The sequence below is a fragment of the Aequorivita soesokkakensis genome (assembly GCF_001641085.1).
Taxonomy (GTDB): Bacteria; Bacteroidota; Bacteroidia; order Flavobacteriales; family Flavobacteriaceae; genus Aequorivita; species Aequorivita soesokkakensis.
This window is the reverse complement of sequence record NZ_LXIE01000050.1, coordinates 151,658-177,663: the sequence shown is the minus strand read 5'-3', so window position 1 is coordinate 177,663 and position 26,006 is coordinate 151,658. Positions and strand designations below refer to the sequence as shown.

13 protein-coding genes are annotated in these 26,006 nt (G+C 40.0%); 1 reads left to right on the top strand and 12 read right to left on the bottom strand.

Features of this window, described 5'->3' with window-relative positions; genetic code table 11:
* Positions 1-116: 116 nt before the first annotated feature.
* The gene (locus tag A7A78_RS14405; RefSeq protein ID WP_068763169.1) at positions 117-917 is read left to right on the top strand and encodes a hypothetical protein; all 801 of its coding nucleotides are present in this window, start codon (positions 117-119) and stop codon (positions 915-917) included.
* 213 nt (positions 918-1,130) lie between these two features.
* Here A7A78_RS14405 and A7A78_RS14400 read toward each other — a convergent pair whose 3' ends face one another.
* The 12 genes from A7A78_RS14400 to A7A78_RS14350 all read right to left on the bottom strand — a co-directional run bounded on the left by A7A78_RS14400 (position 1,131) and on the right by A7A78_RS14350 (position 25,741).
* A complete protein-coding gene (locus tag A7A78_RS14400) occupies positions 1,131-1,808 on the bottom strand; it encodes a hypothetical protein (RefSeq protein WP_068763168.1) in 678 nt (225 codons plus the stop codon).
* 94 nt (positions 1,809-1,902) lie between these two features.
* Positions 1,903-4,773, bottom strand: coding sequence for a type I restriction endonuclease subunit R (locus A7A78_RS14395; protein WP_068763167.1), 2,871 nt, complete (start codon positions 4,771-4,773; stop codon positions 1,903-1,905).
* Positions 4,774-4,776: 3 nt separating this feature from the next.
* Entirely contained in the window at positions 4,777-5,064 is a 288-nt protein-coding gene (locus A7A78_RS14390; RefSeq protein WP_068763166.1) for a GIY-YIG nuclease family protein, read from the bottom strand.
* Positions 5,065-5,304: 240 nt separating this feature from the next.
* On the bottom strand, positions 5,305-6,510 hold the full coding sequence (locus tag A7A78_RS14385; RefSeq protein ID WP_068763217.1) for a restriction endonuclease subunit S: 1,206 nt from the start codon (positions 6,508-6,510) through the stop codon (positions 5,305-5,307).
* Positions 6,507-6,656, bottom strand: a complete 150-nt coding sequence (locus tag A7A78_RS15180; protein ID WP_165593579.1) for a hypothetical protein — start codon at positions 6,654-6,656, stop codon at positions 6,507-6,509. Before A7A78_RS15180 ends, A7A78_RS14385 begins: the two co-directional genes overlap by 4 nt.
* A complete protein-coding gene (locus A7A78_RS14380) occupies positions 6,656-8,269 on the bottom strand; it encodes a type I restriction-modification system subunit M (RefSeq protein WP_068763165.1) in 1,614 nt (537 codons plus the stop codon). Before A7A78_RS14380 ends, A7A78_RS15180 begins: the two co-directional genes overlap by 1 nt.
* Before the next feature lie 404 nt (positions 8,270-8,673).
* Positions 8,674-9,636, bottom strand: a complete 963-nt coding sequence (locus A7A78_RS14375; RefSeq protein WP_068763164.1) for an endonuclease/exonuclease/phosphatase family protein — start codon at positions 9,634-9,636, stop codon at positions 8,674-8,676.
* A gap of 639 nt (positions 9,637-10,275) precedes the next feature.
* Complete coding sequence (locus tag A7A78_RS14370) at positions 10,276-17,211, bottom strand: T9SS type A sorting domain-containing protein (protein ID WP_068763163.1); 6,936 nt, start codon at positions 17,209-17,211, stop codon at positions 10,276-10,278.
* Between the two features lie 206 nt (positions 17,212-17,417).
* Complete coding sequence (locus A7A78_RS14365) at positions 17,418-17,627, bottom strand: response regulator transcription factor (RefSeq protein ID WP_068763162.1); 210 nt, start codon at positions 17,625-17,627, stop codon at positions 17,418-17,420.
* Positions 17,628-17,938: 311 nt separating this feature from the next.
* On the bottom strand, positions 17,939-21,667 hold the full coding sequence (locus A7A78_RS14360; protein ID WP_068763161.1) for a tail fiber domain-containing protein: 3,729 nt from the start codon (positions 21,665-21,667) through the stop codon (positions 17,939-17,941).
* 207 nt (positions 21,668-21,874) lie between these two features.
* Positions 21,875-22,507: a response regulator transcription factor gene (locus A7A78_RS14355; RefSeq protein ID WP_068763160.1), complete on the bottom strand. Its 633-nt coding sequence runs from the start codon at positions 22,505-22,507 to the stop codon at positions 21,875-21,877.
* A 75-nt stretch (positions 22,508-22,582) separates the two neighbouring features.
* Positions 22,583-25,741: a sensor histidine kinase gene (locus A7A78_RS14350; RefSeq protein WP_094746165.1), complete on the bottom strand. Its 3,159-nt coding sequence runs from the start codon at positions 25,739-25,741 to the stop codon at positions 22,583-22,585.
* Positions 25,742-26,006 lie beyond the last annotated feature (265 nt).

Genomic DNA, 26,006 nt, shown 5'->3' with positions numbered 1-26,006 from the left:
CCCACTATTTAATTTGATTTATTTTAACGGATAAGCCTTTGGGTTTTATCTTATGTGTAATCTGGTGTCTTGGTATTTATTTGCCATAGTACCGGGATACCCTAAAACTTTAAGCTATGGCACGAAATAAATCTTTTATTAAGTTGGAGGGTACCATAGATGGTATGACCTTCTATATGCAAGACGGGGAAAACCTCGTGAAATCGCAAACTAGTCTTTCAAAGAGCAAGATCTTGAGCGATTCTGCTTTTAGACGTACACGCGAAAACATGCGTGAGTTTGGTGGGGCTTCCCGCGTTGGGAAGGCTTTTCGGGAAGCATTTTCCGGAATAACCAAGACCATGGCGGACACCTATATGGGGGCACGCCTAAACCGTTTTATGAAACGGATAAACCGCAGTGGCTCTGGCCTTCGCGGAGAACGTGACTTTAACCTGGTGACTTTTGGAGACCAACTGAAGGGTTTTGAGTTTAATACCTCTACTCCTTTTGACTCTCAATTTTCGGCGCCTTCTTCACCCCCGACGGTGAACGTGGCACGGGACGAGGCGACATGGGTTGTACCGGATTTTAGCATTGATGCCTATATAACCATACCAGAAGGGGCGACGCACTGCAGGTTGGTGCTTGCCGCTGGGTATGTGAGCAATTATTTTTACAATGCTACTCTGGACAGTTATGTGCCCGATGATGAAAGTGTGGATGGCCGTGGCGGCGTTAGCTTTAGCCCCGATATACCGTTGAGCGGTATGGTGGGCAGCGATACTACGCTTGTGGTTGATCTATCTTCATTGGGAAGCATTCCAGCAACCTCGGAGCTGTTTGTGGGTACTGGTATCATTTTTTACCAAGAGGTGAATGGTGCTATGTATGAACTGGCCCAAGGGAACGCCATGAAAGTGGCTACTACTGGGTAGTATTTTTAGCTAAAAGTGAAACCTCCCTTAGTGACGACTTGGGGAGGTTTTTTTTTGGACTGTTGGATTGTTTCCTCCTACGTTATATTCGTATGCTATACTTCTAACGCTGAAGTTTTAGAATACAAGAGCTACGGAGGACAAAGGATTGTTGGATATGATATTTATATATAAGGTCAAGATAGGGACAATGGTGCCAGCGAGGAGATAAGGTTAGCGCTCGGCATCTATATTAAACAATGGGAATAAACAAGAAACTAGTTTATCTTCAATATAAAAACGATTGACCAAGTTATTCTGTTCTTTATTAAGCGGCATCCAACTTAGGGCTACATTTTTAAGGATTACATCAACACAATGGGCATTGAAAACTCTTTCTAACCCTATTCTAAGCTGTGAGACTGTATTAGGCTTTTGCCCAAAACCAAACTTTACTTCGCGCAACCTTTTAGCAGTATATGGCGCATTTTTCTTTACCTCAATTTTCTTCCATATATCATCAACATTAAGCTTTAGATGTGCCTGAACCCTATTACGCATATTTGTGGATTTACCAACATATAGGCAAATAGCATCAACAGTACGGTCATTAATTACAACTTGGTGAGTAGAGGCATCTATCCATTCATTCGTAAACTGTATTTTCTCAAAATGATCCTCATCGCAGTTATATTTTTTGTGTGAAAGTTTAATATAATATTGCGCGTTTTTTAAAATGCCTCTCAGTTCCGGACAGTTATTAATCCACCAAAATGCATAACAACCACTATTGTTTGGGAGTTCCTTTTTATAATTATATTTTCTATCTTGATTCACCAGAGAGTGAATAGTATATACTTTTGATTTTAAAATATTTTCGGGAGCAGTGGTTATTAGAGTTTGAGAGAACAATGTTATAATTATTAAAATAGTTTATACTACGGTATGCCAATCCTACCTCATAAGCTATATGGCACGCACTGTAAGCTTGCGTCATTGATTTAGTTTATCCCGTCATCCCCTGCACAAACACTTGCACAAACTCCTTCATTTTATCTAAAATACGTTCGCCAACTTCTCTTGCTTTTAAGATGCTTGGTCTATTGTCTAAGCATTTAAATATGTCATCGCGTAAGGGTTCACGGCCGTAGGTTGTGTAGCTTTCTATCAAAGCTTTAAACTGTGCTTTGTCTAGATTTTCTTCTTCGCATATTTTTGATAATGAGAGGATTTTTTCTTCGTGCCAAAAACGTTCAAACTCATCTTGAATAGTATCCACATCACTAATGTAAGGCAGGTTTTCTTCTATAAATTTTTCAATAAGTTCTCTTTTGCTACGCAGCTCTACATCGCCAGAAAGCATATCTATTATTGCTTTTTTCTGTGCTTTGGCATCTGTTGTTTTAGCTTCTTTAAGTTTTGCTAATAGCTGTAAAATATAAGCTACATTAATTTGGTCGCGATGTATTAATTCTAATTCAAAATCTATATCATCAAGAATAGATGTTTTATGTTTTGCGTTGTCCTGCTTTACTTTGTCGTGTAAATCCCAATATTTGCTCTGGTAATTTTCAAAGGTTTGCTCATCTATTCCTAAATCTTCCCATTCAAAATCTGTGTACGATTCCAAAACGTTTTTTGCACGCAGTAAACTTCTAAAGGCTTTTACAAACTTTAATTCATCTTCTTCACTCAACAAATCATCAACACTTTGATAGGTGGGAACAATCGCTAATAGGTTTTTTAAAGCCTCATCAAATTTTTCGGCAATTGATTCATACGGTGGCATTATTATTTCTTCTATTGCTTCTTTATTGGAAAACAAGGTAATAGCTTCGTCTGTTGCTTTTTTAAGGTTTCTGAAACTCAAAATATTTCCTTGCGATTTCTGCTCGCCTAAAATCCTATTTGTTCTAGAGTATGATTGTATTAAACCGTGATACTTTAGGTTTTTATCTACGTACAATGTATTTACCTTTTTAGCATCAAAGCCAGTAAGCATCATATTAACTACTATTACAATATCTAACCTGTCTTTATCTTGAAAAGATGTTTTTTCACGTTCCTTTAAACGCTTGCTAATGTCTTTAAAATAGTTTTCAAACTGCTGACTGTCTTTTGTTGAGAAACTAGTGTTATACATTGTATTATAGTCAATAATATATTCATCTAGCTTGTCGCGGCTATGACTTGTTTTATAGTTCTTATCTGGTTCGCCAGCTACATAAAAATCATCATCTGGCATGAAATCCTGTGCGTCTTCATCGTCTTCATTGGTTCCGTAGGAAAAAATAGTTGCAATACGCAAATCATGCTCGCCTGCTTCTTTTTTGCGTTTAAAGATATCGTAATACTTAATTAGGGTTTCAATATTACTTACCGCAAACAAGGCAGAATAGTCTTTACCAAATGTTTTCTGATTGTGATAGGCAATTATGTAATCTGCAATTTTTTCTAAACGCTTTTCATCTGCAAACACTTCGGCAGTATCAATATCTTCTACTTCTATATCTATAAACGTATTGCTTTTTTGCTTGTATCTGCCAATGTATTCTATTCCAAAACGCAGCACGTTTTGATCTTTAATGGCATCTGTAATTACATATTTATGCAAGCACTTTCCAAACAAATCTTTGGTAGTGCGTTTTCCTAAATCATTTTTAGAGGCGTTATCCCTAAAAATAGGCGTTCCTGTAAACCCGAAAAGCTGACTACTTTTAAAATACTCGGTGATGTCTTTATGCGTATTCCCAAACTGACTTCTGTGGCATTCATCAAAAATAAAGACCACTTTTTTATCTTGTAAATGGGTTAGGCCCTTTTCATATTTTACTTTAGAAATGGCATTGTTCAATTTTTGAAGGGTTGTTAATACCAATTTAGAATCGTCCGTTAATTGCCTTACCAGCGACTTTGTATTGTTTGTAACATCTACACTGTCTTTTTTAAAGCTATTAAACTCTAGCATGGTTTGATAATCCAAGTCTTTCCTATCCACCACAAACACTACTTTGTGAACGCCTGGCAAATCCATAATAAGCTGGCTGGCTTTAAACGATGTTAAGGTTTTACCAGAACCTGTGGTGTGCCATATATAACCATTTTCATTACTCGTGGCAACTTGGTTTACTATATGCTCTGTGGCGTAAAATTGATAAGGGCGCAACACCATTAATATTTTATGGGTTTGGTTGTGGACTATGTATTTGGCAATCATTTTACCCAAGTGGTTTGGGTTTAAAAAGGCAGCTGCAAATTCAGTTAAATCTGTGATATTTTTATTGTTGTGGTCTGCCCAAAAGAAGGTTTGTTTTACTGATTGCAACTTATTATTGGCTAGATACTTTGTATTTACGCCGTTGCTTATTACAAACAATTGTACGTATTGAAACAAGCCGTGATTAGACCAAAACGAATGGCGCTGATACCTGTTGATCTGATTAAAAGCTTCTTTAATTTCTAAACCTCTACGCTTTAACTCTATTTGCACCAAAGGCAAACCATTTACTAAAAGCGTAATGTCATACCTGTTTTTATAAGTGCCTTCTTGGGCTATTTGGTTGGTTACTTGAAATAAGTTTGTTGCATAATCTTCATTATTAAAAAAGCGCACATAAAAGCTATCGCCGTTATCTCTGGTTATGTTGAAACGGTCGCGCAAGGTTTTTGCTTTTTCAAAAACATTGCCTTTTGCTAGATGGTTTAAGATAGTTTCAAACTCCCTTGCATTAAATACGGTATTGTTGAATGCCTCTAACTGTGTTTTTAAATTTGACAACAAACCATCACCATCTGAAATAGCAACAGTCTTATAACCCAAACCTACTAATTGTTTAATTAGATTATTTTCTAGTTGAAGTTCAGATTGTTTGGTCATATTTTAAAGGTCGTTAAATAAATCATTCCAATTTGGATTTATACTTTCTATCAAAGCTATTTTCTTAGCCCTGCTACCACCCTTTAATTGCTTTTCTCTTGCAATGGCATCGCCTATTTGTTGGTGTGCTTCGTGATAAACTAATTTATCACAATTGTATCTGGCAGTGAACGATTTTTTATAATACTTTTCTTTATGCTGCGAAATACGCTGTTTTAAATTAGACGTTACACCAATGTAAAGCGTGGTGTTGTTTTTATTAGTCACTATGTAAACGTATCCTGGTTTCATCTGCTTCGTCCTTCGTCCTCGCAGTGACGGTTATGTTTCATTTTACTTTTGTTAACATACCTCCTGGCAAGGAAGGTTTGTTTCAGTCATTGCGAGGTGGAATTGTTTCGGCTGCAAGCCGAAGCAATCCCACGTTACTTGCGCTGGGGTGTGTGAGTCTGCTTCGTCCTTCGTCCTCGCAGTGACTGTCACTGCGAGGGGTTTTGCTTGGCGGAACGCCAAAGCAACATGCCGAAGCAATCACACAAACATCCCCTGCAACAAGCCCTTTTTAAACTGCTGCGTTTTTTCTAGTTGTGTTTGTACCGTTTCTATTTTTGCATCTAGCGCACTTAAAAAACTGGCTATTTTTTGTTGCTCTTCGTAACTAGGGAACCTAATTTTATAAATAGATATCTGAGGACCTGTTAATTGTGGCACTCCCGTACTTTCTGGAAAAATATTAATTTGATTTATCAGGTTTTCAAAAAAAACAACATTACTCTTCTTTTTAGGTTTTAAAACTAATAATCTTACTATTGGATAAAACTTTTCAGTTCTAGCATGTGCAACACCTAAAGCTCCACGACCAGTAACTGTAACACATTCAAAATCTATTTTATACAAATCGGAATATCCATACAATCCTTTGTTTTTTTCTGAATTAGCGTAAATAGGATATTTAAATTTATCGTTTTTTTCTAAACTTACATTTTCTTGTTTAACATCTCCTCCTGCGTTGATTTTAAACATCTCCCCCAACTTCTTCTCCTCCCAATCCCCAAAATCACTCCCGTCATCCTGTTTAAACCGCAATTGCTGGCTAAAAAGCTGCTGCATCACGCCTTTTTTGTATTGTTCCAGCAGTTCCTTTTTGGTGCTTAGTTGCTGTAGTTTGGTATCTACCGCAGTTAAAAAACTTGCTATTTTTTGTTGTTCTGGGAGGGTGGGAAGGTTGATTTTATATGTTAGCAAATCTACAACAGTAATATTCGATTGATTTGCATTTCCTCTCGCAATTCCTTTTATAAAATATTGATATCTATCGCTATTTATAAAACCTATTAAAAATTTATTAGATATTTTATCAATATTTTCAAATTTCAACATGTTTTGATTTAACAAACCCTCATCGTCATTAATTATAAAGATTCCTCTACCTACAGCGGATTCTAGCATATCTGGTTTAGAGCCAACAGTTGTTATTATGATATTATTCTTTTTTAAAGAATATTTTTCATACTTAACTTCTTCAGAAAAATCTATATAGACTTTCTCATTATCCTGCTTTATATAGTTTGCTCCTAAATCAGAAACTCTAATAATTCTTTTTCCTTCAATCTTATAGTCCTTTGATTTAAAAGCATACCCCTTTGTGTACTTAGTTACTTGACCTAACCTTTTCTCTTCCCATTCCCCTTCAAACTCAGGAAAGCGCAATTGTGGTTTTAATTGTTTTGCTTTCATTGGGTCATTGGTTTTTTTGGTTTGGTTGGTGCTTGCATGTTGAGGTTGCTTCGTCGTGCCTCCTCGCAACGACGGCTTGTTTGCGTGATGAGGTTGCTTCGTCCTTTGTGCTCGCAACGAGGGCTTGTTTCAGTTAGTAGCGTCATTAAAAAGGAGTTTCTATGTTTAACTGCTTACAATAATCTGCAATGGTAGCGTCTGTGCTTCGGCTTTGGGCAGCAATCTCTTTTAGTTCTGCTACTACTCTGCTTAAATCTATGGGTTCTTCTTCTTCAAAAGTATCTACATAGCGCGGTATGTTTAGGTTGTAGTCGTTTTCCTTAACCTCAGCCAATGTGGCTACGTGGCTGTACTTGTCTATTGCGGCTTTAGATGCTTCGACAGGCTCAGCATGACAGTAGGTTCGATAGGTGTTTACTATTTTTTCTATATGCTCTTCCTGCAATACATTTTGGGTTTTGACTTTTTCAAAATGTTGGCTGGCGTCTATAAATAATATGCTTTTACTGCGCTCTGCATTAGTATTTCTATCTTTTTTGAGTACCAAAATACAGGTGGGGATGCCAGTGCCAAAAAATATGTTTGCTGGCAGGCCAATAACGGCGTCTAGGTAGTTTTTGTCTTTTATTAAAAACTTACGAATATGTCCTTCTGCCGCGCCACGAAACAATACGCCGTGCGGTAATACGCAAGCCATGGTTCCGTTTTCATCCAATTGATGTACCATATGTTGCACAAAGGCAAAATCTGCTTTGCTTTTTGGGGCAAGTTTCCCATAAGCCGAAAACCTATCGTCGCTCATAAACAAAGGGCTAGCACTCCAATTTGCCGAAAATGGCGGGTTTGCCACTATGGCTTCAAAACGTTTGTCTATATGGTTTGGGCTTGGGTTTACTAGAGTGTCTTCATTATAAATATCAAAACGTTTGTAGTGTACGTTGTGCATTATCATATTCATACGGCACAAGTTGTAGGTGGTCGGGTTGCTTTCCTGCCCGTAAAAGGCACCTACTTCTTTTACTTCTTTAGCTACCCGCAACAATAATGAGCCAGAGCCACAGGTAGGGTCATACACACTTTTCAGTTTGGTTTTATTGGTTGTCACCAGTTTAGCCAATACTTTTGAAACTTGTTGGGGTGTGTAAAACTCGCCTGCTTTTTTGCCAGCGCCACTTGCAAATTGCCCTATTAAATACTCGTAGGCATCGCCCAATATATCGCTGTCGCTGTTTTCTAAGTCAAAATCAATGCCTTCAAGATGGGTAAGTACTTTTACGATTAGCTCGTTTTTGGCGTCTTCGGTTTTGCCAAGTTTACTGCTGGTTAAATCGAGGTCTTCAAAGAGGTTGCCAAAATCGTCTTCGCTTTCGCTCCCCATGGTGCTTTGCTCAATGCTTGTAAGTACATTGGCAAGGTCGCCCAAAATAAAATTGTTTTTACCGCCCGCATTACCACGTCTTGCAAGTTCGCTAAACAGTTCACTAGGCTTTAAAAAATAGCCCAGTTTGTCTAGAGCTTCATACCTAATTGCTTCTAGCAGGGCTTCGGCATCTTTATGTGTTTCAACTGTATTATAACTTAAACCATCAGGCTCTAAAATAACGTTTGCGTAGCTCTCCATTTTTCGGCTCAGGTATTTGTAAAATATAAAGCCTAGTATATAATCTCTAAAATCGTCTGCATCCATATTGCCACGCAGTTCATTTGCAATATTCCAGAGAGTTTGTTTGAGGTATTGTTGTTTTTGGTTTTCTGACATGAGGAGTTTTGTATAGTCTTTAATCAATTATTAAGCAATGCCTATTTTGTTAGGTTTTCAAATATAATACAATAGTACTTCAATCCCATTACGGGAAATCGCATTGAGATAATTAACTGCCCCCATACGTTATTTGCAATAACTTATCCCTAGGCTATACTCCTGTGCCGCGGCTTCGGAGCACTAAGAGCTTCGGAATACTATGTCGGGGGACGATGCCCTCCTTCGCTATACACCTATGCTAAAGCTTCGGTGTACTAAGAAACTATGGAGGACGATGGGGAGAATATCAAATATATCAAATCCAAAAAACTATTCCGAAGTAAAAACACTTTTATCGTCAATACGCAAATAAAAAAGGAAATAGGTGTTCCTAATACTCCTAACATTCACTACTCAATACCCTAAACCGCAAACTCAGCCCACAACGGATAATGATCGCTAATATGCCATGAAAGGCTCAACTTGCTTAGGTTTTGGTTTTGTAATGCAAGCGGCACAAAATCATAATTACCAGCTTTTATAAACTCCATAGAAAGATTGGGAAGGTGCTGGTGGTTGTTAAACCAGGCTATCTGGTCATAATATTTGGTTTCGTTAAAAATGGAGCGTGTAACGGTTGGGTCCTGCAAGGCTGGTGGCACAGAGAGTCCTTCAGAAAGAAAGGTATTATCCAACAAATCACCACGGGCATCAATATTAAAATCGCCCAGCGCAATCAGGTTTTGGTCATAGGCATTCATATCGCCCGCCCAGTCTGCAAGCCATTTGGCAATTCCTTTTAGTTCCTTTACCCTATCTGAGGCATTACTGCCGTATTTAATATGTAGCGTAACCAGTACAAAGGTTTTATCCAGCGAACGGAATCCTACGGCATAAGGAGTGCGCACAAACTGTTCGTTTAAAGCATTGGCATCTATAGTGCCATACCATTCGTTGGGTACAACCAGTTCACAGGCCAGCCCAGAAAGGTTTACACGACGGGTATCAAATAGATATGCCATTCGCTCCCCATTGCCGGAATCGCCTTTGTTTACATCGGTAAGTATAAGGCTCCAATGGCTTCCCAATACTTTTAAGGTATCGCGCAAGGCGCGGATGTTTGCTTTTACCTCTTGCACGGCAATTACATCAAACCGCCTGATGATTTCTGCAATGCACAATATAGATTGCAAATCTCTTTTAGGGGAATCGGTACCTACCGAGTCCCACTTTCGGGTTAGGTCGCCAAAGGCACGGATGTTCCAGGTAGCAATCAGCAGGTTTTTGTCCAGTTTTTTTGAGGGAATCTTGGCATCTAGGTCTTCAGAAAGTAAACGGAGGTTCTCAACAACCTCAATGGGCGGTATGTCTAGAATGGTTGGCATAACGAGTTGGTTTTAAGAATATAATATACTTCGGGGGAGAACACTAAAGATATTAAATTTAAAAATACTTCGCTACTAAAAATTACTTTCTCGGTTGTTGGTTGTGAGACGTGAGAGGGGAGACGGGAGTTGTGAGATGTGAAAAGTGGGTTGGTGGTTATGGGTTGTCTCCACCTTCGCTAAAGCTATGGCATAGAAAGGCTGTGCGCGGGATGTGGGTGGTAGTATTACACTATTGCCTTATATGTATATGTAAGTAAAACAAGACTTGGTTAAGCGTAGCACTTTAAGGAATTGTTCAGTTGTTTTCCTGTACTCCCTTGATCTTATTTTAACGAATATTAATGCTTGTAAAGGAAGTTAATATTTCCCTTCAACATATAGCATGGACAAAAGACGCCTTTGGTTCTTTGTAAAAAGCTTACACATATATAAAGCATTTGCAATTCAATAGGCATATTCAACCTAAAACCGCTCCTCACCTCACATATTTCCTCCTTCCAATGGTACCGCACTAAATCTAATTCTAAAGGGGCTTTTCAAGAATACCCTAACGGCGTTTATAAGTGTCATAAAATAAAAACCGCCCAAGGAAATTCCTCGGGCGATCTCTTATCAAAAATCAACAATTATGAAATACTATTCCTTGATAAGCCTTTTGGTTATCTGGCCGTTTTCACCTTGTATAATTACAAGGTACGTAGCGGCAGCCATTTCAGAGACATCAATTGTTTTTTGTGTTCCCATGTTTCTAAGATCGATGGATTTTACCATTCTTCCCCTTAAATCGAAAATACTTAGGCTTTCAAGAGAAAGGCTTTGTGGGTTTCCAATCGTTACCGAGTGCTTGGCCGGGTTCGGATACATTTGTAGGCTTCCAATGTTAGCATTGTTATCGCCCACTCCCAAAATGCTCTCCACGGTAAGCTCAAACTCACACGTAGCCGTATTGCCGTACTCGTCCGTTGCCGTTAGGGCAATGGTATAGGTCCCATCTGTTAACGGTGTGCCCGCAGCAGGATCCTGTGTGGTTATCGCAACAGGGTCCGTACAGTTGTCGATTGCGGTAGCCTCGCCCGTTGCAAAGTAATCCGGAACGATGTAGAACAGGTTGCCAGCTCCCGGATCGACCGTTTGGTCCGCTGGGCAGGTAAGTACCGGTTCCAATAGGTCCACGACGGTTACCACTGCGGTGCAGGTGCTCAGGTTACCGTTCACATCGCTGGTGAATACCTGTACCGTTACCGGGGTTCCGATATCCGCACAGCTAAACTCATTGACATCAACGGCTACCGTTGCAATGCCACAGTTGTCGGTATTGCTCGCGATCACATCGTTTGGATCAAGCATCGCAGTTCCGTCCGGGCCTAGCTCCAGGGTGAAGTCCTGGCAGACAAGCACCGGGCTTGTGTTGTCCTCTACCGTTACGATGGCGGTACACGTATCGCTGTTCCCGTTTACATCGGTCACCGTGAGCACAACCGTGTTGTTGCCGATGTTAGAGCAATCGAAAGTGTCTATGTCCAGGTCATAGCTTGCGATGCCACAGGCATCTGTTGAACCATTGTCTATATCCGTTCCAAGAATGGTCACTGTTCCTGTTAGAGGATCCAATTCAACCGTAATGTTCTGGCAGGCAACAACGGGATTGGTCACATCCTGAACCGTTACTATTGCCGTACACGTATTGGAATTTCCATGGACATCTGTAACTGTAAGCACTACTGGGTTATCGCCCACATCGCCACAGTCAAAAGTATTCGGACTTACAGATGTGCCCGCAATTCCGCAGTTATCGGTAGAGCCTCCGTCAACATCTGCTGCCGTTATGGATGCGTTACCTGAAGCATCCAATTGAATGGTAATGTTTTGGCAGATCATTGTTGGTGCTTCATTATCTACAACTGTAATGTTAAAGCTACAGGTGTTGGTGTTCCCGTTCACGTCTGTTGCAGTAAACTCAATGGTGTTAACGCCCACTGGGAAAGCGCTCCCGCTTGGGTCGCCCATGGTCTGCACCACCGTTGCCACCCCACAGTTGTCCTGTGTTATAGGCATTGGGAAGCTTGCCATTGCGGAACAGTTGCCCGCATCGGTGTTGATCGTGATGTCTGCGGGGCAGGTCACTGTTGGCAATGTATCGTCCAGCACAAGAACAACATCATTTCCATCGCCCCCTACATAGGATATCTTGCCGGTAATGTCTCCTAGATTAACGGAATCTCCTTCGGCTATCCCTGCAAAAGTTCCAATAACAGCATCTGTTCCATCGTTGTCTATTAAAGTTACAGTTTCACAGGAGTCTTCAGCTGCACCAGTAATATTATCCAATTCTAGCGCAGCATCTGTAATAGTAACCAAGCCGTTTACCACCACTTGATCAAAATCGGTTCCCGGATTCAGGTAATCCAAAAATTCAACTAAGAGCCTATCTCCGGACCCTATAGTAAAGTCACCGTTTACAGTTACTTGTCCGGGCGATTGCCCCGGAGAGAATACACCGTTTATAATGGTATTGGCTCCCTCAAAAATAGCCGTTGCCGGAATCCCTGCGGGGGTGTTGATCTCGCCGATAATTCCTGTAGCCGTAATGGTTCCTCCCGTGGCAATGGGACCACCTATAGCGGCTATATTAATTGCGGATGTCTCCTCCGCCACACAAGTTCCCAGTAAATCGATATTACCAGAGGTGGATGTAATCACTGAGTTTCCGTCAATAAGTATTCCTTCCTTTCCTGTTCCTGGGGTGTTGGTGGAGGTACCCGCTATTTGAATAGCACCTGTGGCTGTTGTAATAACAGAGCTGGCGTCTATCCAAGTTCCAGCTCCAAAACTAGGTGCTGTACCACCAATTCCGTTCATTGTGATAGTTCCATTCCCGGTATCTTGTAAGAGACCTTCGTATGTATATAATCCTGTGGCGTCTTGTGAAAGTGCATTCCCTCCCGTTCCTGTAATTGTGATACCACCACCGTTTGACACAATAGTAGAGCCTGTATTTTGAAATAGGACACCACAACTGCATAAATTGGCCGTATCGGCCGCTCCATCAATTGTAATGGTCCCCATTCCATTTTCAATGATATCTGCTTCAAATCCGGAGAGCACCCCTATACTGAAATCACCTGTACTGGGACCACCTGTTCCATTGATGGCAATACCGCCACCATTGGCAGTAATACGTGTATTTGAATTTTGAAGCCAAACACCAGTATTGCTACTGGTGCCGGCACCTCCAATACCGGTAATGTCCACGCTACCTGTTCCAGTAGCTTCAATACGCCCCTGGGAAGCAAGGTGAACACCATTATGGTAATTCCCTAATCCATCACCGCCTACCCCTTGTATGTTGATGTCCCCATCTACGGTTTGAATGGTTCCGGAGCCATTTACATAAAGGCCAATATGCTGACTGCCACTTCCGGAGCTACCCCCATTGGCCATAATTTGTATATTACCTTGACTCGAAGTCACTTGACTGCCCACTCCGTTTATGAGTATCCCATCGTTGCTGTTTCCCGTGCCAATACCGCCTTGCCCTGTAAGTGAAATTTCGCCGTCCATGGTTGTGACAACACTTCCGGCCGTAATGCTAATGCCTCGATTGGTACTAAGACCATTACCGCCTGTTCCATTCAGAACAATATTTCCATCCACCATATCTTGGATACTAGAAGCATTTTCCAGTGAAATTCCTAAGTTATTACTCCCTGTCCCGGCACCGTTTCCAGTGATTGCGATTCCACCTCCATTAGAGCGGACAAAGGTATTTGGCGCAAATAGAACCACCCCTTTATTACTGCCGTCACCGGCAACAGCGTTTCCTGTCAAAGTAATAGATCCCGTTCCCTCCGCCTCAATACTAGCTTCGTTTATAATTGTGATTCCTTCATTGTTTGTCCCCGTTGCGTTCCCTCCAGTACCGGATAGCGTAATTCCACCATCGATAGTACTAATTTTTGTTCCCGTATTCTCCATTCGTATCCCCTGATTGATATAAACTCCGTCACCTCCGGTTCCTTGTAGATTGATTGAACCCATACCCGTATTTTCAATAACTGCGGCTGCCGACATTTGAAGACCATGATTGAAATCCCCGGTTCCATCACCAACCCCTTTCATCGAAATATTTCCGTCTAATGAGCTCACCCTTGATCCCCCATCCAGGAAAATACCGGAATTAAGATCTACTCCGTTCCCTGCTGTTCCATTTAGTACTAGATCGCCATTTGCTGCATCAGAAATAGTGGATGCCAACAACAGAATAACGCCTATCTGTCCATCTCCCGAACCCGGACCGGCATCACCGGTTATCACTGCACCACCGCCGGAGGTTGTTACCGCTGCATTTTGCACCAAAACACCATAATTGTTATCTATACCTGTACCTCCGGTACCATTTATATTGGCAATACCTTCACCCGCTATTTGGACTATATTTCCGTTAAGCAGGGCGGTACCTACTTGAAAATTTCCTGATCCATTACCCCCGGTTCCATTCATGGTGATGTTGCCATCTTCGGTCTGCACTACAGCAGGGTTTACCAGTAGAATTCCTACGTTATTATTTGCTCCGGTTCCGGCTATACCTGTTATTTGTACAGCTCCGGTTCCGGTTGCTGATACTTGGGTTTCAGATTCTATATGAACCCCATTATTAGAATCGCCTCCGGTGCCACCTGTACCGGTAATACTAATATCTGCATTGGTTGTTGTGATAGAAGATCCAAGATTCCCATTGATATAAACACCGACATTGGTAACTGCTCCCGTTCCACCGGTTCCATTGAGTACAATGCTACCTCCTGCCGTATCAGAAATTGAGCCCCCTGCTATTATATAAATACCTAAATGGCTATTTCCGGTACCCGTGCCTCCTTGTCCGTTGAACGTTATACCACCACCGGAAGTTGATACCAAGCCATTATTATAAAGTAGCATTCCAGCGTTAATAGCACCCCCAGATCCACCGGCACCCGTAACATTTACGGAACCAGAACCTGTTGCCCGAACTACATTACCTCCGCCCAATACGACACCATGATGTTCACCAAATGCTCCAGAACCTCCTGTACCGTTTATGGTAATAGTACCGTCTTCCGTCTGTAATTTTGCGGGTGTATAGATATAAACACCTCTATGTTGTTGGCCCACGGCCGTTGAAGTACCCGTCATGGTAATATTACCTGAGGTAGTACTCACCAATGAATTTTCAAGCACATTTATTCCATCACTAGCAAGGCCGTTGCCGTTTCCTGCTCCGATCATGGTGATATCTCCAGTTGTGGTAGAAACATTACTATTCTCTACATAGACGCCTTCGCTTAAAGTTCCAGAAGAGTTTGAGGTACCATTTAATTGAATAGAACCTGTTCCTGTTGCCAACAAATTACCAGTTCTCATGTCTATTCCCCTATTAACAAACCCTGGGATTCCACTAGTACCAGTGATTATAATGTTTCCATTATTGGTAGTCACCGAGGAATTAGGAGCAAGGTCAAACGAAACTCCATGATTTTGTTGATTTGATGCACCTCCAGTACCATTAAGTATGATATCCCCATTTTCAGAATCTTCAATATTTGCACCGCGCAAAAAAGAAATTCCTGCATTTATCGCAAAGCCCGCTGAGCCCCCATTACCATTTAAAACTATACCTCCGCCAGAGGCTTTAATATTAGATGCTTGTATCACGATTCCATCATTTTGCTGCCCTCCGCTTGAAGACCCGCCTTGTCCTGAAACCAAAACAGTCCCTGTTCCAGAAATTTGCACTGTAACTCCGTTGACTAGTCCGACACCCTCGCAAAAATTACCATTGCCAACACCTCCAGTTCCATTCAGTTCAACAGATCCATCTTCCAAACTAATGAGACCTGAAGCAATAAATACTCCATACAACGATGAGGCTCCAGTTCCACCAAAACCTGTAACAACCAATGAACCCGTTCCGGTGAGTAGAATTGGATTCACGCCATGCAGGTAGACTCCATCACTATGTATGCTCGTACCATTTCCTCCGAATCCAAGTAATAAAATGTCACCATCGGCCGATTGCAGGGTAGCGCCATCGGCGTCCCCTTCATTGATCCTGATGCCATTTTGCCGTTCGATTCCGGATGATGCCCCAGTACCGGTAATGCTTATATCCCCTGAAACGGTTTCCAATAAAGACGTTCCTGTTACAAAAACGCCTTGTGTTCTACTGTTAGCGCCGTCATTGCTCCCCGTACCTATGATTGTAATAGTGCCCACTCCGGTTGCTTGTACGTTTCCATCGTCTAGCAGAACGCCGTTATACACATCATTCATGACAATGGCTGTTCCACCCGCGATGCTGATCGCGCCATCGGTGACCGAAATGGTGGCATTGTTGTTTATAACAGTACTTCTTTCCGAAGTAAGATCTATGTTTCCCATTGTAGTGATATCTTCACTTACTACAAGAAATCCCGTATTAACAGTTATATCTTTATTGACAAGATCGGTAGGAGTTGTTTCAAACGTTACCAAGTCGTCCGTATCAAAATTCAAGGTCATATCGCTATCCATGGTGGGGTCTACCCCTTGGAATGAAACGTTGTCCATATCGGTTCCACCATTAATAACAATTGCATCAAACCCATTAAAAAGATGATTCTCAAAAGTGCTTCCGGAAACAATGGTAAGGTTTGGTGTTACCTCACTTGCCACTACTACATCAGGATTTGGGACATTGGGCAAATTAATAGTAAGGGTTCCGCCAGTGCCTAAGTAAATGATAGGCTCCAAACCTGTATACGTAATGAAACTTTTATTGTTGACAATAATTTTTCCTGAACTTTTGTTATACGCGCTTGTCACCACATTTTCCCAAGGCATACCCGTATTTTTTAGGGTTAGTATATCCCCTTTTGTAGTTTGTTCCCCGCCGCCTTCGTAAAGTATGTGAATCCCAAGCTCCAAAACCGAATCGTCTACCACTAAATTGTTGTCATTATTATTCCCTTTAATGACAAGTACGCCATTTAAAGAGGTAGCGGTTACTTCCTGTAAGACTTCGGAATTGCTATTTAAGGGAGATAACTCGATCTTTCCAGTAGTAGAATTATAATGCAATAACACATTGTCATTTTCGGCCATACTAAAAGAGGTATTGGATTCAGCTTTCAGGACCGCGACGAGTCCGGCCACTTGCTTATTTGCTTGCTTTACCATTGCCGCTGTGGGGAACAAGACCTTTGGATATGTTACCTCTTGTTTTGTATTGTCTTCAACGTCCAAAATTTTCGCTGCTCTTGCTAGATTTTTCTGATGATAATCTGGTAGCGTCATGTTTTCTACATCCTTAATTTTGGCCATCTGGGTTGAACTTTTTTGTTCGTAACTAGGTGGTGCTATTTTTTCTGGGTAGCCTTGCATGGCGAAACTGGCAACGGACTTTTTACTGGTAGGCATTGCCTGCACTGGGTCTTCAATTTCGGACAGCGAAGGGATGGGTGCTTCGACCTTCTTTTTCTGAGCCTGAGCAACTTCAGAAAAACAGAGTACAAAAAAGGATACGAAAAATACGAAGGTTTTGTAATTTGGTTTCATAGTGAAATATTTAGTATGTTGAATTTAGTTTTATTAGGATGTAAAATCCTGCATACTAAGGTATTCACTAAAAAAGCAGTTGTCAATCACATCTTGATGTGGTTTTTTGTACTGAAGAGTCTTAAATAGAAAACCGAAATGAGCTTTATAAAAAGACCATTCCATTCTACTGAAAGATTGAAATAAAATCGTGTATGAAGTGTGATTTATAGCTCTCTGTCGAAGGATTTTTTGATCAATTCGGTCTTACTGTTGATCTCCAAAATCTTATAGATGTTCTTGATATGGCTCCTGACTGTATTTAAGGACACGAATAAATCTTCCGCAATTACCTTATAGCTTTTCCCAGAAACGATGCCATTTACTATCTCCATTTGACGTTTGGTTAACACACTGTTGTGCTTGCTTTTTGGCATATAAAAGTTTGCAATTTTTGTAATAGAAGGTAAGATATACAGGCCTCACAAATAGTATACTTTGCCTGTAATACCTTTAAAAGCAGTAACATTATCTTCTTCATACAAGCTAAAGTTCCTGTAATAGCATCTGTTCCATAAAAAATAAACCTAGCAAGAAATTCCATAAGGGTGTTGATTTCACCATTTGTATTAGTAACCGTAATAGCCGTCAGTCCGTTTCCAGTAGTTTATTTAGCTATACGCTGTAGGTCTTTTAGAGGTAATTAACCAAATACCAACAACAGTAATAAAGTAATTCCTTACTTAAATCATTGAGAAATAAGGGCTTCTAATTTTAATAGTCTAGCTTCAATGTTTTTATTGGTTTCTTGGCTTTGAGAAATAATTAGTTCTTGTTTTCCTTTTTCCCTTTGAAGGGTTTCAATCAATTTTTGTTGTTCGGCAATCATTAGCTGTTGCTCTTGCACCGCTTTTACCAGCACAGGAATAAAATCGTTGTACCGCACGCTCATAAATCCTTGATCATCGGTGGTGAGCAGCCCTTGATCGTCATAGTTCAAGGCTTGTAACACTTCATTCAAATCTTGGGCTATAAATCCTATCTCACGGGTTTCGGATGTATTGTTTTTACGGATATAATCTACCGGAGTCAGTTTTTCTATCATATTTAGGCCATACGGTAAGGGACGTATGTTATCTTTCCAACGCTTGTCTGAAGTAACCGTCCAGGCTACTTGAATACCCGCGTAAGAAATATTAGCATCGCCTATTTGTACTTGGTTGGATGCCGTACCCACGGGCACTTGTGCATTATAGCCAATAGCGATATTGTTGCTCCCGGTGGTAATACCAGTTCCAGAGCCATAGCCAATCCCCACATTTAAATTTCCGGATGTATTCCCATTGAGTGCTTCTCCACCAAAAGCCGAATTATTAGCGCCAGTGGTATTTGATTTTAAAACTCTAAAACCGCTGGCTGTATTTAACCCACCAGAGGTATTCGCACCCAAAGCTAAATACCCTGAAGCCGTATTTTGGTAACCGGTGGTATTTGCATCTAATGCACTAGTACCCATAGCAGTGTTTTGATAGCCAATGGTATTGTCATCTAAGGCAAAGGCACCCATAGCAGTATTCTCATAACCGGTAGTATTTGAGAACAAAGCCTTTAATCCACTACCGGTATTATAACTGCCTGTAGTATTACTATATAAGGAAATATATCCAAAAGCAACATTATAGTTTCCTCCTGTATTGTTAAGAAGCGTGTTCACTCCGATAGCTGTATTAGAAACACCAGTTATGTTTGCAGAAAGTGCACCATTACCTATTCCGGTATTATTAATACCTGTAGTATTTGAATTTAATGCGCTATTACCTACTGCTGTATTAAAATCGGCCGTATTATTTTCTAAAGCACCTTGTCCAATGGCAGTGGTGTTATTACCTGTGGTGTTTGAGGCAGATGCCCGATACCCAAAAGCCGTATTGCCGCTGGCCGTGGTATTTAATTTTAACGCCTCAAACCCAGTTGCCGTATTCTCTATGCCCGTAGAATTGTTTTCTAGGGCATAGGCTCCTATAGCAGTAAGGTTGGAGACTAAACTTGATTTTGCCGCATTAAAGCCAACCGCCGTATTATCTGTTCCAGTAGCATTGGCTCGCAACGCATTGACTCCCAACGCAGCGTTTTGGGAACCCGTGGTATTCCCATACATCGCATGAGATCCATCCGCTGTATTAAAATTTCCGGTGGTATTTGAATACAAAACATTATACCCACTACCCGTATTCTGATTGCCAATCGTATTAAATGCTAAAGCACTCTGTCCTATCGCTATGTTAAATGTACCTGTAGTGTTGTACTCCATGGTGAGATAACCTAGGGCTGTGTTATTAGATCCAGTGGTGTTTCTAAATAAAGAACCAGCCCCTAATGCTGTATTATAATCTCCACCGGTACTAACCCCCATAGAATTGGCGCCAATGGCCGTATTATTCACTCCAGAGGCATTTCCTTTTAGAGCATTATCACCTACGGCTGTGTTGAAATAACCAAAGTTATTCGACGCTAATGCCTCAGCGCCTATAGCGACATTATGATATCCATCGGTATTGCTTTCTAATGATCTATAGCCTATGGCAATGTTCCTAAAACCAGTCGTGTTTGCGTTTAAGGCACTAGCACCAACTGCAGTGTTGTTTGCCCCAGTTGTATTTGAAGTCAAAGCCCTATAGCCATTGGCGGTATTTCCATTGGCGGTGGTATTTAATCTTAAAGCTTCAAAACCTGTGGCTGTGTTTTCTGTACCTGAGGTGTTTGTATAGAGTGCATTCACACCTACTGCAGAATTACTCGAACCAATGGTATTTAAATATAAAGATCTAAATCCAACTGCGGTATTGCTACTTCCCATATTATTATAAAGTGACTCCCTTCCAAAGGCACTGTTTTCAATTCCCGTAGTGTTGGAATACAATGCAGCCCCCCCTACGGCAGTATTACCACTCGCTGTGGTATTGCTATAGGCCGCACCCACTCCCACTGCTGTATTGTAGGAACCTGTGGTATTATTTAGCAAGGCTTCCCTTCCAAACCCCGAGTTATGATTTCCGAAGGTATTTAATGTTAAGGCCGCAGACCCCATTGCAGTATTGTAATTCCCAGTGCCATTTTTGTCCAAAGCTAAATTCCCTGTGGCAGTATTTTCAATGCCTGTGGTGTTTGAAGTCAAAGCGTAAAACCCACTTGCAGTATTTCTATTTCCAGTAGTATTTGATCGAAGCGCACTGGACCCAATACCAGTATTATTATTACCGCTTACATTGTAAGAAAGCGCATCTGTGCCCACTGCAATATTATTTGTACCTATGGTATTTGAGAACATAGCAGATGCACCAACTGCAATATTATAATTTGACGTGTTATTTCTTAAAGCATTCCTTCCTATGGCCGTATTATATAATCCTGTTGCATTTGTGGCCAATGATTTGTAGCCATAGGCCGTATTGCCATTCGCTGTCGTGTTTAATTTTAAGGCTTCAAAACCGGTAGCTGTATTTTCGATACCCGTGGTATTTGCTTGTAACGTATAAGCGCCCAGAGCTACATTTCCTGCACCCTGGTTGTTTTCTAGTGCAAACGCTCCAATACCTGTTATTTCACTTGATTGATTCCTTAGTAAGGCATAATATCCTACAGCGGTAACATTATTGGTAGTGAATCCTCCTGCTGTACGTCCTACAGCAGTATTGTTGCTTCCAGAGTTTGTAGTTAAAGCCTGAGTTCCAAGAGCAACATTATTACTGCCAATAAAGTTATTACCCAAGGCACTAACCCCCACTCCAACATTAGCTGTTCCTGTGGTATTATTACTAACTGCGTTGTATCCTACGGCAACATTATCTCCTCCCGAAGTATTATTAGTCAGGGCATTTTTCCCAGTTGCAGTATTTTGATGGCCAGTTGTATTCTTTTTTAAGGCATGATGTCCTAATGCCGTGTTGAAAACACCTATAGAATTTGAACTTAATGTTTCATAGCCAAAGGCAGAATTAGAACGACCCGTTGTATTGATTGTCAATGCATTAAACCCTACCCCGACATTTTGATTGTTGGAACTATCATCGGCAGCACCTGCGTTAAGTCCCAAAAACACCGAAGACCCATCATCGGTACCATCGCTATCCGATTTACCATCCAACAAATCATCTATCTTTTCAACCGTACCTCCACCCCCAAAAGGAACCCAGGCAGTAAGCGCATTGTCCCAATAGTAGAATCCCTTTGTCGGGGTTCCGGCACCTGTGGCATAGATCAACATGCCGTCTTGTAGCGCTGTTGGATTGACAGCCGGATATTCATCTACTTTAGGTATCAAAATACCATCCGTATTGGCAGGGGTTGCTTGATTGGACGCCTGTATATCCAGTTGGGCATTTGGGCTCGTGGTGCCAATACCCACTTGTGCACTTACATTTAGACTACCAAAAAAGGATAAAAAAAATAGAATGGTTGGAATACTTCTTAATTTCATAATAGAATCTTTTACAAAGTGATTTACTTTCGTATAATTGAAGTAAAATCATGTGCACTAAGATATTTACTATAAAAGCTAATGTCAATCACATCTTGATGTGGTTTTTTGTACTGAAGAGTCTTAAATAGAAACCGAAATGAGCTTTATAAAAAAACCATTCCATTCTGCTGAAAGATTGAAATAAATTCGTGAATGAAGTGTGATTTATAGTTCTCTGTCGAAGGATTTTTTGATCAATTCGGTCTTACTGTTGATCTCCAAAATCTTATAGATGTTCTTGATATGGCTCCTAACTGTATTTAAGGACACGAATAAATCTTCCGCAATTACTTTGTAGCTTTTTCCTGAAACGATGCCATTTACTATTTCCATTTGACGGTCTGTCAAAACGCTTTTATTTTCAGTTTTAGGCATATAAAAGTTTGCTATTTTTCTGGCGATGGAAGGAGACATATACGAACCTCCTTCATGAACAACCGTTACCGCTTCAGAAATTTTTTCGAGTGACACCCTTTTGGATACATAGGAACAGGCTCCATTGGATAAGGCTTTAAAAATGACGTCTGTTTCTTCAAAGGTGGTGAGCATGATAATATCCGTATCCGGACAGGCTTTTTTAATCAATGGTAATCCATCTATTCCTGAAATCCCGGGTAAATTAATATCCAATAGTAAAATAGATGGAAGGGTATCTGCATTGGGCAATGCATCCAAAAACGCTTCCACCGAAGTAGCCGACAATAATATATGTGTGTGTAATTGATCCGTAAAGTATGCATTCAAACTATCTTGAACCAAAGGATCATCTTCTATAAAGGCAAGTTGTATGGTTTTCATCCAGGTTTGTTAAAATGAGATTTTAAAGGTAGCCTACTTATTTATGTGTTGCAATAACATCAATATGTGGTTTTTTTACAACATAAATGGCAACTTAATATAAATCTCAAATCCGTTTTCAGTATTAAAATTAATCGTGGCATTCATTTTCTTTGCGCGAAGTGCCATATTGGAAAGTCCGAAGCCGGTTGATTTTTTGGATGGTTTTAAGGTTCCATCGTCTTTAATTAGTACGATACAATTCCCTTGGTGATTTTTAAATTGAAGCCATACATTTTTAGCGTTGGAGTGTCTTAGGATATTGGTAATAGCCTCTTTATAAATAAAAAATAAGTGTTGCTTTGTGATAATGGGAAGCTTTTTGTTAAGAGCTATGTTGTTCTTTTCCATATGAAAGTTAATTCCTTTAGGGAATAATAATTCTTCTGCAAGTTCTTCCATGCGCTCTAATAAATCTGAAACTCTTTCTTTGCGGTTATCAATACTCCACACCAGGTCTCGCATGCTTGAAATGGCATCTCTACTTAAACGCGCTATTTTATTTAGTTTGTTTTTGTCCTCTATTCTAGCATTAGCTTCCAATAATTCAGATTGCATGGCAATACCGGAAAGCATGGAGCCTAGATCATCATGTAAATCACTTGAAATTTTTGTCCGCAAATGTTCTACAGCCAATAGTTGTTTGATACGGAGTCTATACAATCCATAGATAATTGCCAACGCACATAATATGCTCAATAAAATAAACCACCAGGTTTTATAGAATATCGGTTTTACATAAATAGGGATCATTAAGGTGTTTCCATCTTCTGAATTGCTGAAGGCTGCGTTTTTCACCTCTAGTACATAATTGCCAGCGGGTAATTTATTGTAACGCACATAGGGGTTTGTCCCTTGAAAAAACCAAGACGACTCATAACCCTCTAGTTTTGTAAAATATGTATTTGATTTATTTTTAAAATAACTAGGTATGGTCCAATTGACCTGAAAATATTCATCGTAGGGTGAGATTGTGATACCTTCAAGGGGTACATACGACAAATCGAAATGCAATACATCGTTTTGTTTACTGTTAAAACGGGTTAAGGAAGTAAAACGAATGGGGTTCGAATGAAGTTCCTCATCCATTAATTTTTCCGGTTTAAATCTGTTTATTCCATTCATTCCTCCAAAGTAGTAATAGCCCTTACTGTCCCTAAAGAAGGATGTAAAGTTAAATTCGTTATGGGTAAGCCCATCTTCTTCATAAAAATTTTTGAATTGCTTCGTTTTGGTATTAAAAAAAGAAAGTCCTTCATAGGTGCTCACTAAAAGATAGGACTCTTTATAGGGTAGAATTCCAACCACATTATTGTTTGGCAAGTCATTTTTTGCTGTATAAAACGTCACTTTCCCTTTTGTGGGATTCAAGTATGTTAAGCCTCCTCCAAACGTACCCAGCCACAAACTTTCATCTTCATTTTCATGAATGACCATTACATTATTATTGTTTAAAGGGGGGTTAGAATTTAAGTAGTACTGCGCTTCCACCGTACCATTCACATTTACTTTTAAAAGCCCGTCATTAACTGTCCCAACCCATATGATTCCGGGTGTTTTGCTTTCTAAAAAAAAACGAAAATGCAAGATATCGTGGTGAGACCTATCTTTAAAAACCAACTCACTTTTCCCTGTAACAGGATTGTAAATGGTAAGTTTTGAAAGTGTAAAACCAAATAATAAGCGTCCATCTTTTAGGGTTATAATCGGATTAGGACCGGTGATGTTTAGTCGATTTGAAAATTGGGGATAAATTGTGGTATGACCATCTTTTAATCGAATTCTAATTAGATAATCATTTACCGTATATACGTACTCCTTATTTATATCCATCGCAAAAAAACGAGCCCCAAACAAGGGGTTAAACGTTTTTGGATAATCACCCCATAACTCCAAATTGTTTAGTTGGTTTCCAAGAGAGTCGAATACAATGAGTTTTTTTTCACGCTCGTACATGGCCATTACGTTTCCTTCAGCTGTTTCGAAAATACTGCGCATGCTATTTCCCCAACCCTTTTCAGTGGATCGAAACAGTTGATCAAAAATTTTAGGTTTTACCTGTATTTTTAAGAGTCCGTTATCGGTAGAAATCCAAAGCAACCCATTACTGTCAATAAAAAGCTGAGAAATATTAGTGAAATCTAGCACTTGATGTATGGTTTCAGTAAAATCTGAAATAGTTCCGGAGCTATCCATTTTATATAATACTGATTGTCCTGCAAACCAAATATTACCTTCATTGTCTTCAATAGCATGATTAATGCCCTTTGAGATATTTAAAAGACATTCCATTCTTTTTGAATTAGGATCGAACCTAAAAATTCCTCCAGATATAGGGAAGAAAAAATGTTTATTATTTGTATCAAAAAACAGAAAACCTCCAAAATTATTGGGGCAATTACACGGTTCACTATTTGCAGAAATAGTTGCACGGTCAAATGGAATTAAGGAATTGGCTGGATCAAAGGAATCATTAGCGAAGCTGTTCCACCAATCCAAGGTGAGTACATCAAGTATATTGCCTTTGTCCGTATATTTTCTGGTACCCCCATTTATTGTGGTCCACCATAGGTTGTTTTCAGCATCTGATGTTAGTCTGGTAAATTCTCGTTCTCCTCTTTTTACACTATCAATTACTTTAAATCTGCCTGTCTCATTAAACTTTTGGAGGTATTGCTTCGTATCTGCTTTGGAAGAAGTCCAATGGTTTTCTGAAACTATCCAAATTTGCTTTTTATGATCTACATGAAGTTCGATAACACCTCCCTTCAAGCCATCTAGTTTGCTGTAAGATCGAATACTATCTGTTTTTATGTTCAATCTAAACAATGAATTATTTGCTACATACCATATATGACCTGAGCCCGTGTAGATGGTATTATGATCTGTTAATAGTTCTTTGGATATAAAGTTGGGGTTTTCGGTATTACTGTTGTATTGTTTGAACCAATAACCGTCATACTTTAAAAGCCCCTGAGTAGTTCCAAACCACATAAAGCCGAGACTATCCTGTGTAATTGATGCTACATCCCTAAAAGGCAAAGCATCTGCCGTTGATAATGATTCTACTTGAGATAGCGTTTGAGCACTCAGTTGGGAAAGTGTAACACTTAAAAAAAAAACAAGCATTTTTAGTAAACGCATCCTAAGTTGGTGAGATTCCAAATTTGCTCTTTGTTGTTTTAATGTTTTCATTTATCACTTAAGGTTTAAGCAAATCAGTCCTTCTTCATTACTTTTAAAATTAAGCCTTTGTTTAGAAAGGCAAGCTTGCTTTCAACAGTTTTAAGCCACTTTACTACCTTCAAATCACCGAGCTAGAGTGTCATTTTTTGAGTGATTTGAAAGTAGTTAAGCTATGCTCGAAATAAATAGACAAACAAAGCCGATATATATTTTCAACATATTTTGCTGGTTAAATCTAATCAAAATTTTTGGCACTAAACTTCGGTGATGCCTT

Bases quoted from the DNA above. Each gene is read 5' to 3' on its own strand.
- A7A78_RS14405 (WP_068763169.1), top strand. From the start codon at position 117: ATGGCACGAAATAAATCTTTTATTAAGTTGGAGGGTACCATAGATGGT.
- A7A78_RS14395 (WP_068763167.1), bottom strand. From the start codon at position 4,773: ATGACCAAACAATCTGAACTTCAACTAGAAAATAATCTAATTAAACAA.
- A7A78_RS14390 (WP_068763166.1), bottom strand. From the start codon at position 5,064: ATGAAACCAGGATACGTTTACATAGTGACTAATAAAAACAACACCACG.
- A7A78_RS14385 (WP_068763217.1), bottom strand. From the start codon at position 6,510: ATGAAAGCAAAACAATTAAAACCACAATTGCGCTTTCCTGAGTTTGAA.
- A7A78_RS15180 (WP_165593579.1), bottom strand. From the start codon at position 6,656: ATGACGCTACTAACTGAAACAAGCCCTCGTTGCGAGCACAAAGGACGA.
- A7A78_RS14380 (WP_068763165.1), bottom strand. From the start codon at position 8,269: ATGTCAGAAAACCAAAAACAACAATACCTCAAACAAACTCTCTGGAAT.
- A7A78_RS14375 (WP_068763164.1), bottom strand. From the start codon at position 9,636: ATGCCAACCATTCTAGACATACCGCCCATTGAGGTTGTTGAGAACCTC.
- A7A78_RS14370 (WP_068763163.1), bottom strand. From the start codon at position 17,211: ATGAAACCAAATTACAAAACCTTCGTATTTTTCGTATCCTTTTTTGTA.
- A7A78_RS14365 (WP_068763162.1), bottom strand. From the start codon at position 17,627: ATGCCAAAAAGCAAGCACAACAGTGTGTTAACCAAACGTCAAATGGAG.
- A7A78_RS14360 (WP_068763161.1), bottom strand. From the start codon at position 21,667: ATGAAATTAAGAAGTATTCCAACCATTCTATTTTTTTTATCCTTTTTT.
- A7A78_RS14355 (WP_068763160.1), bottom strand. From the start codon at position 22,507: ATGAAAACCATACAACTTGCCTTTATAGAAGATGATCCTTTGGTTCAA.
- A7A78_RS14350 (WP_094746165.1), bottom strand. From the start codon at position 25,741: ATGAAAACATTAAAACAACAAAGAGCAAATTTGGAATCTCACCAACTT.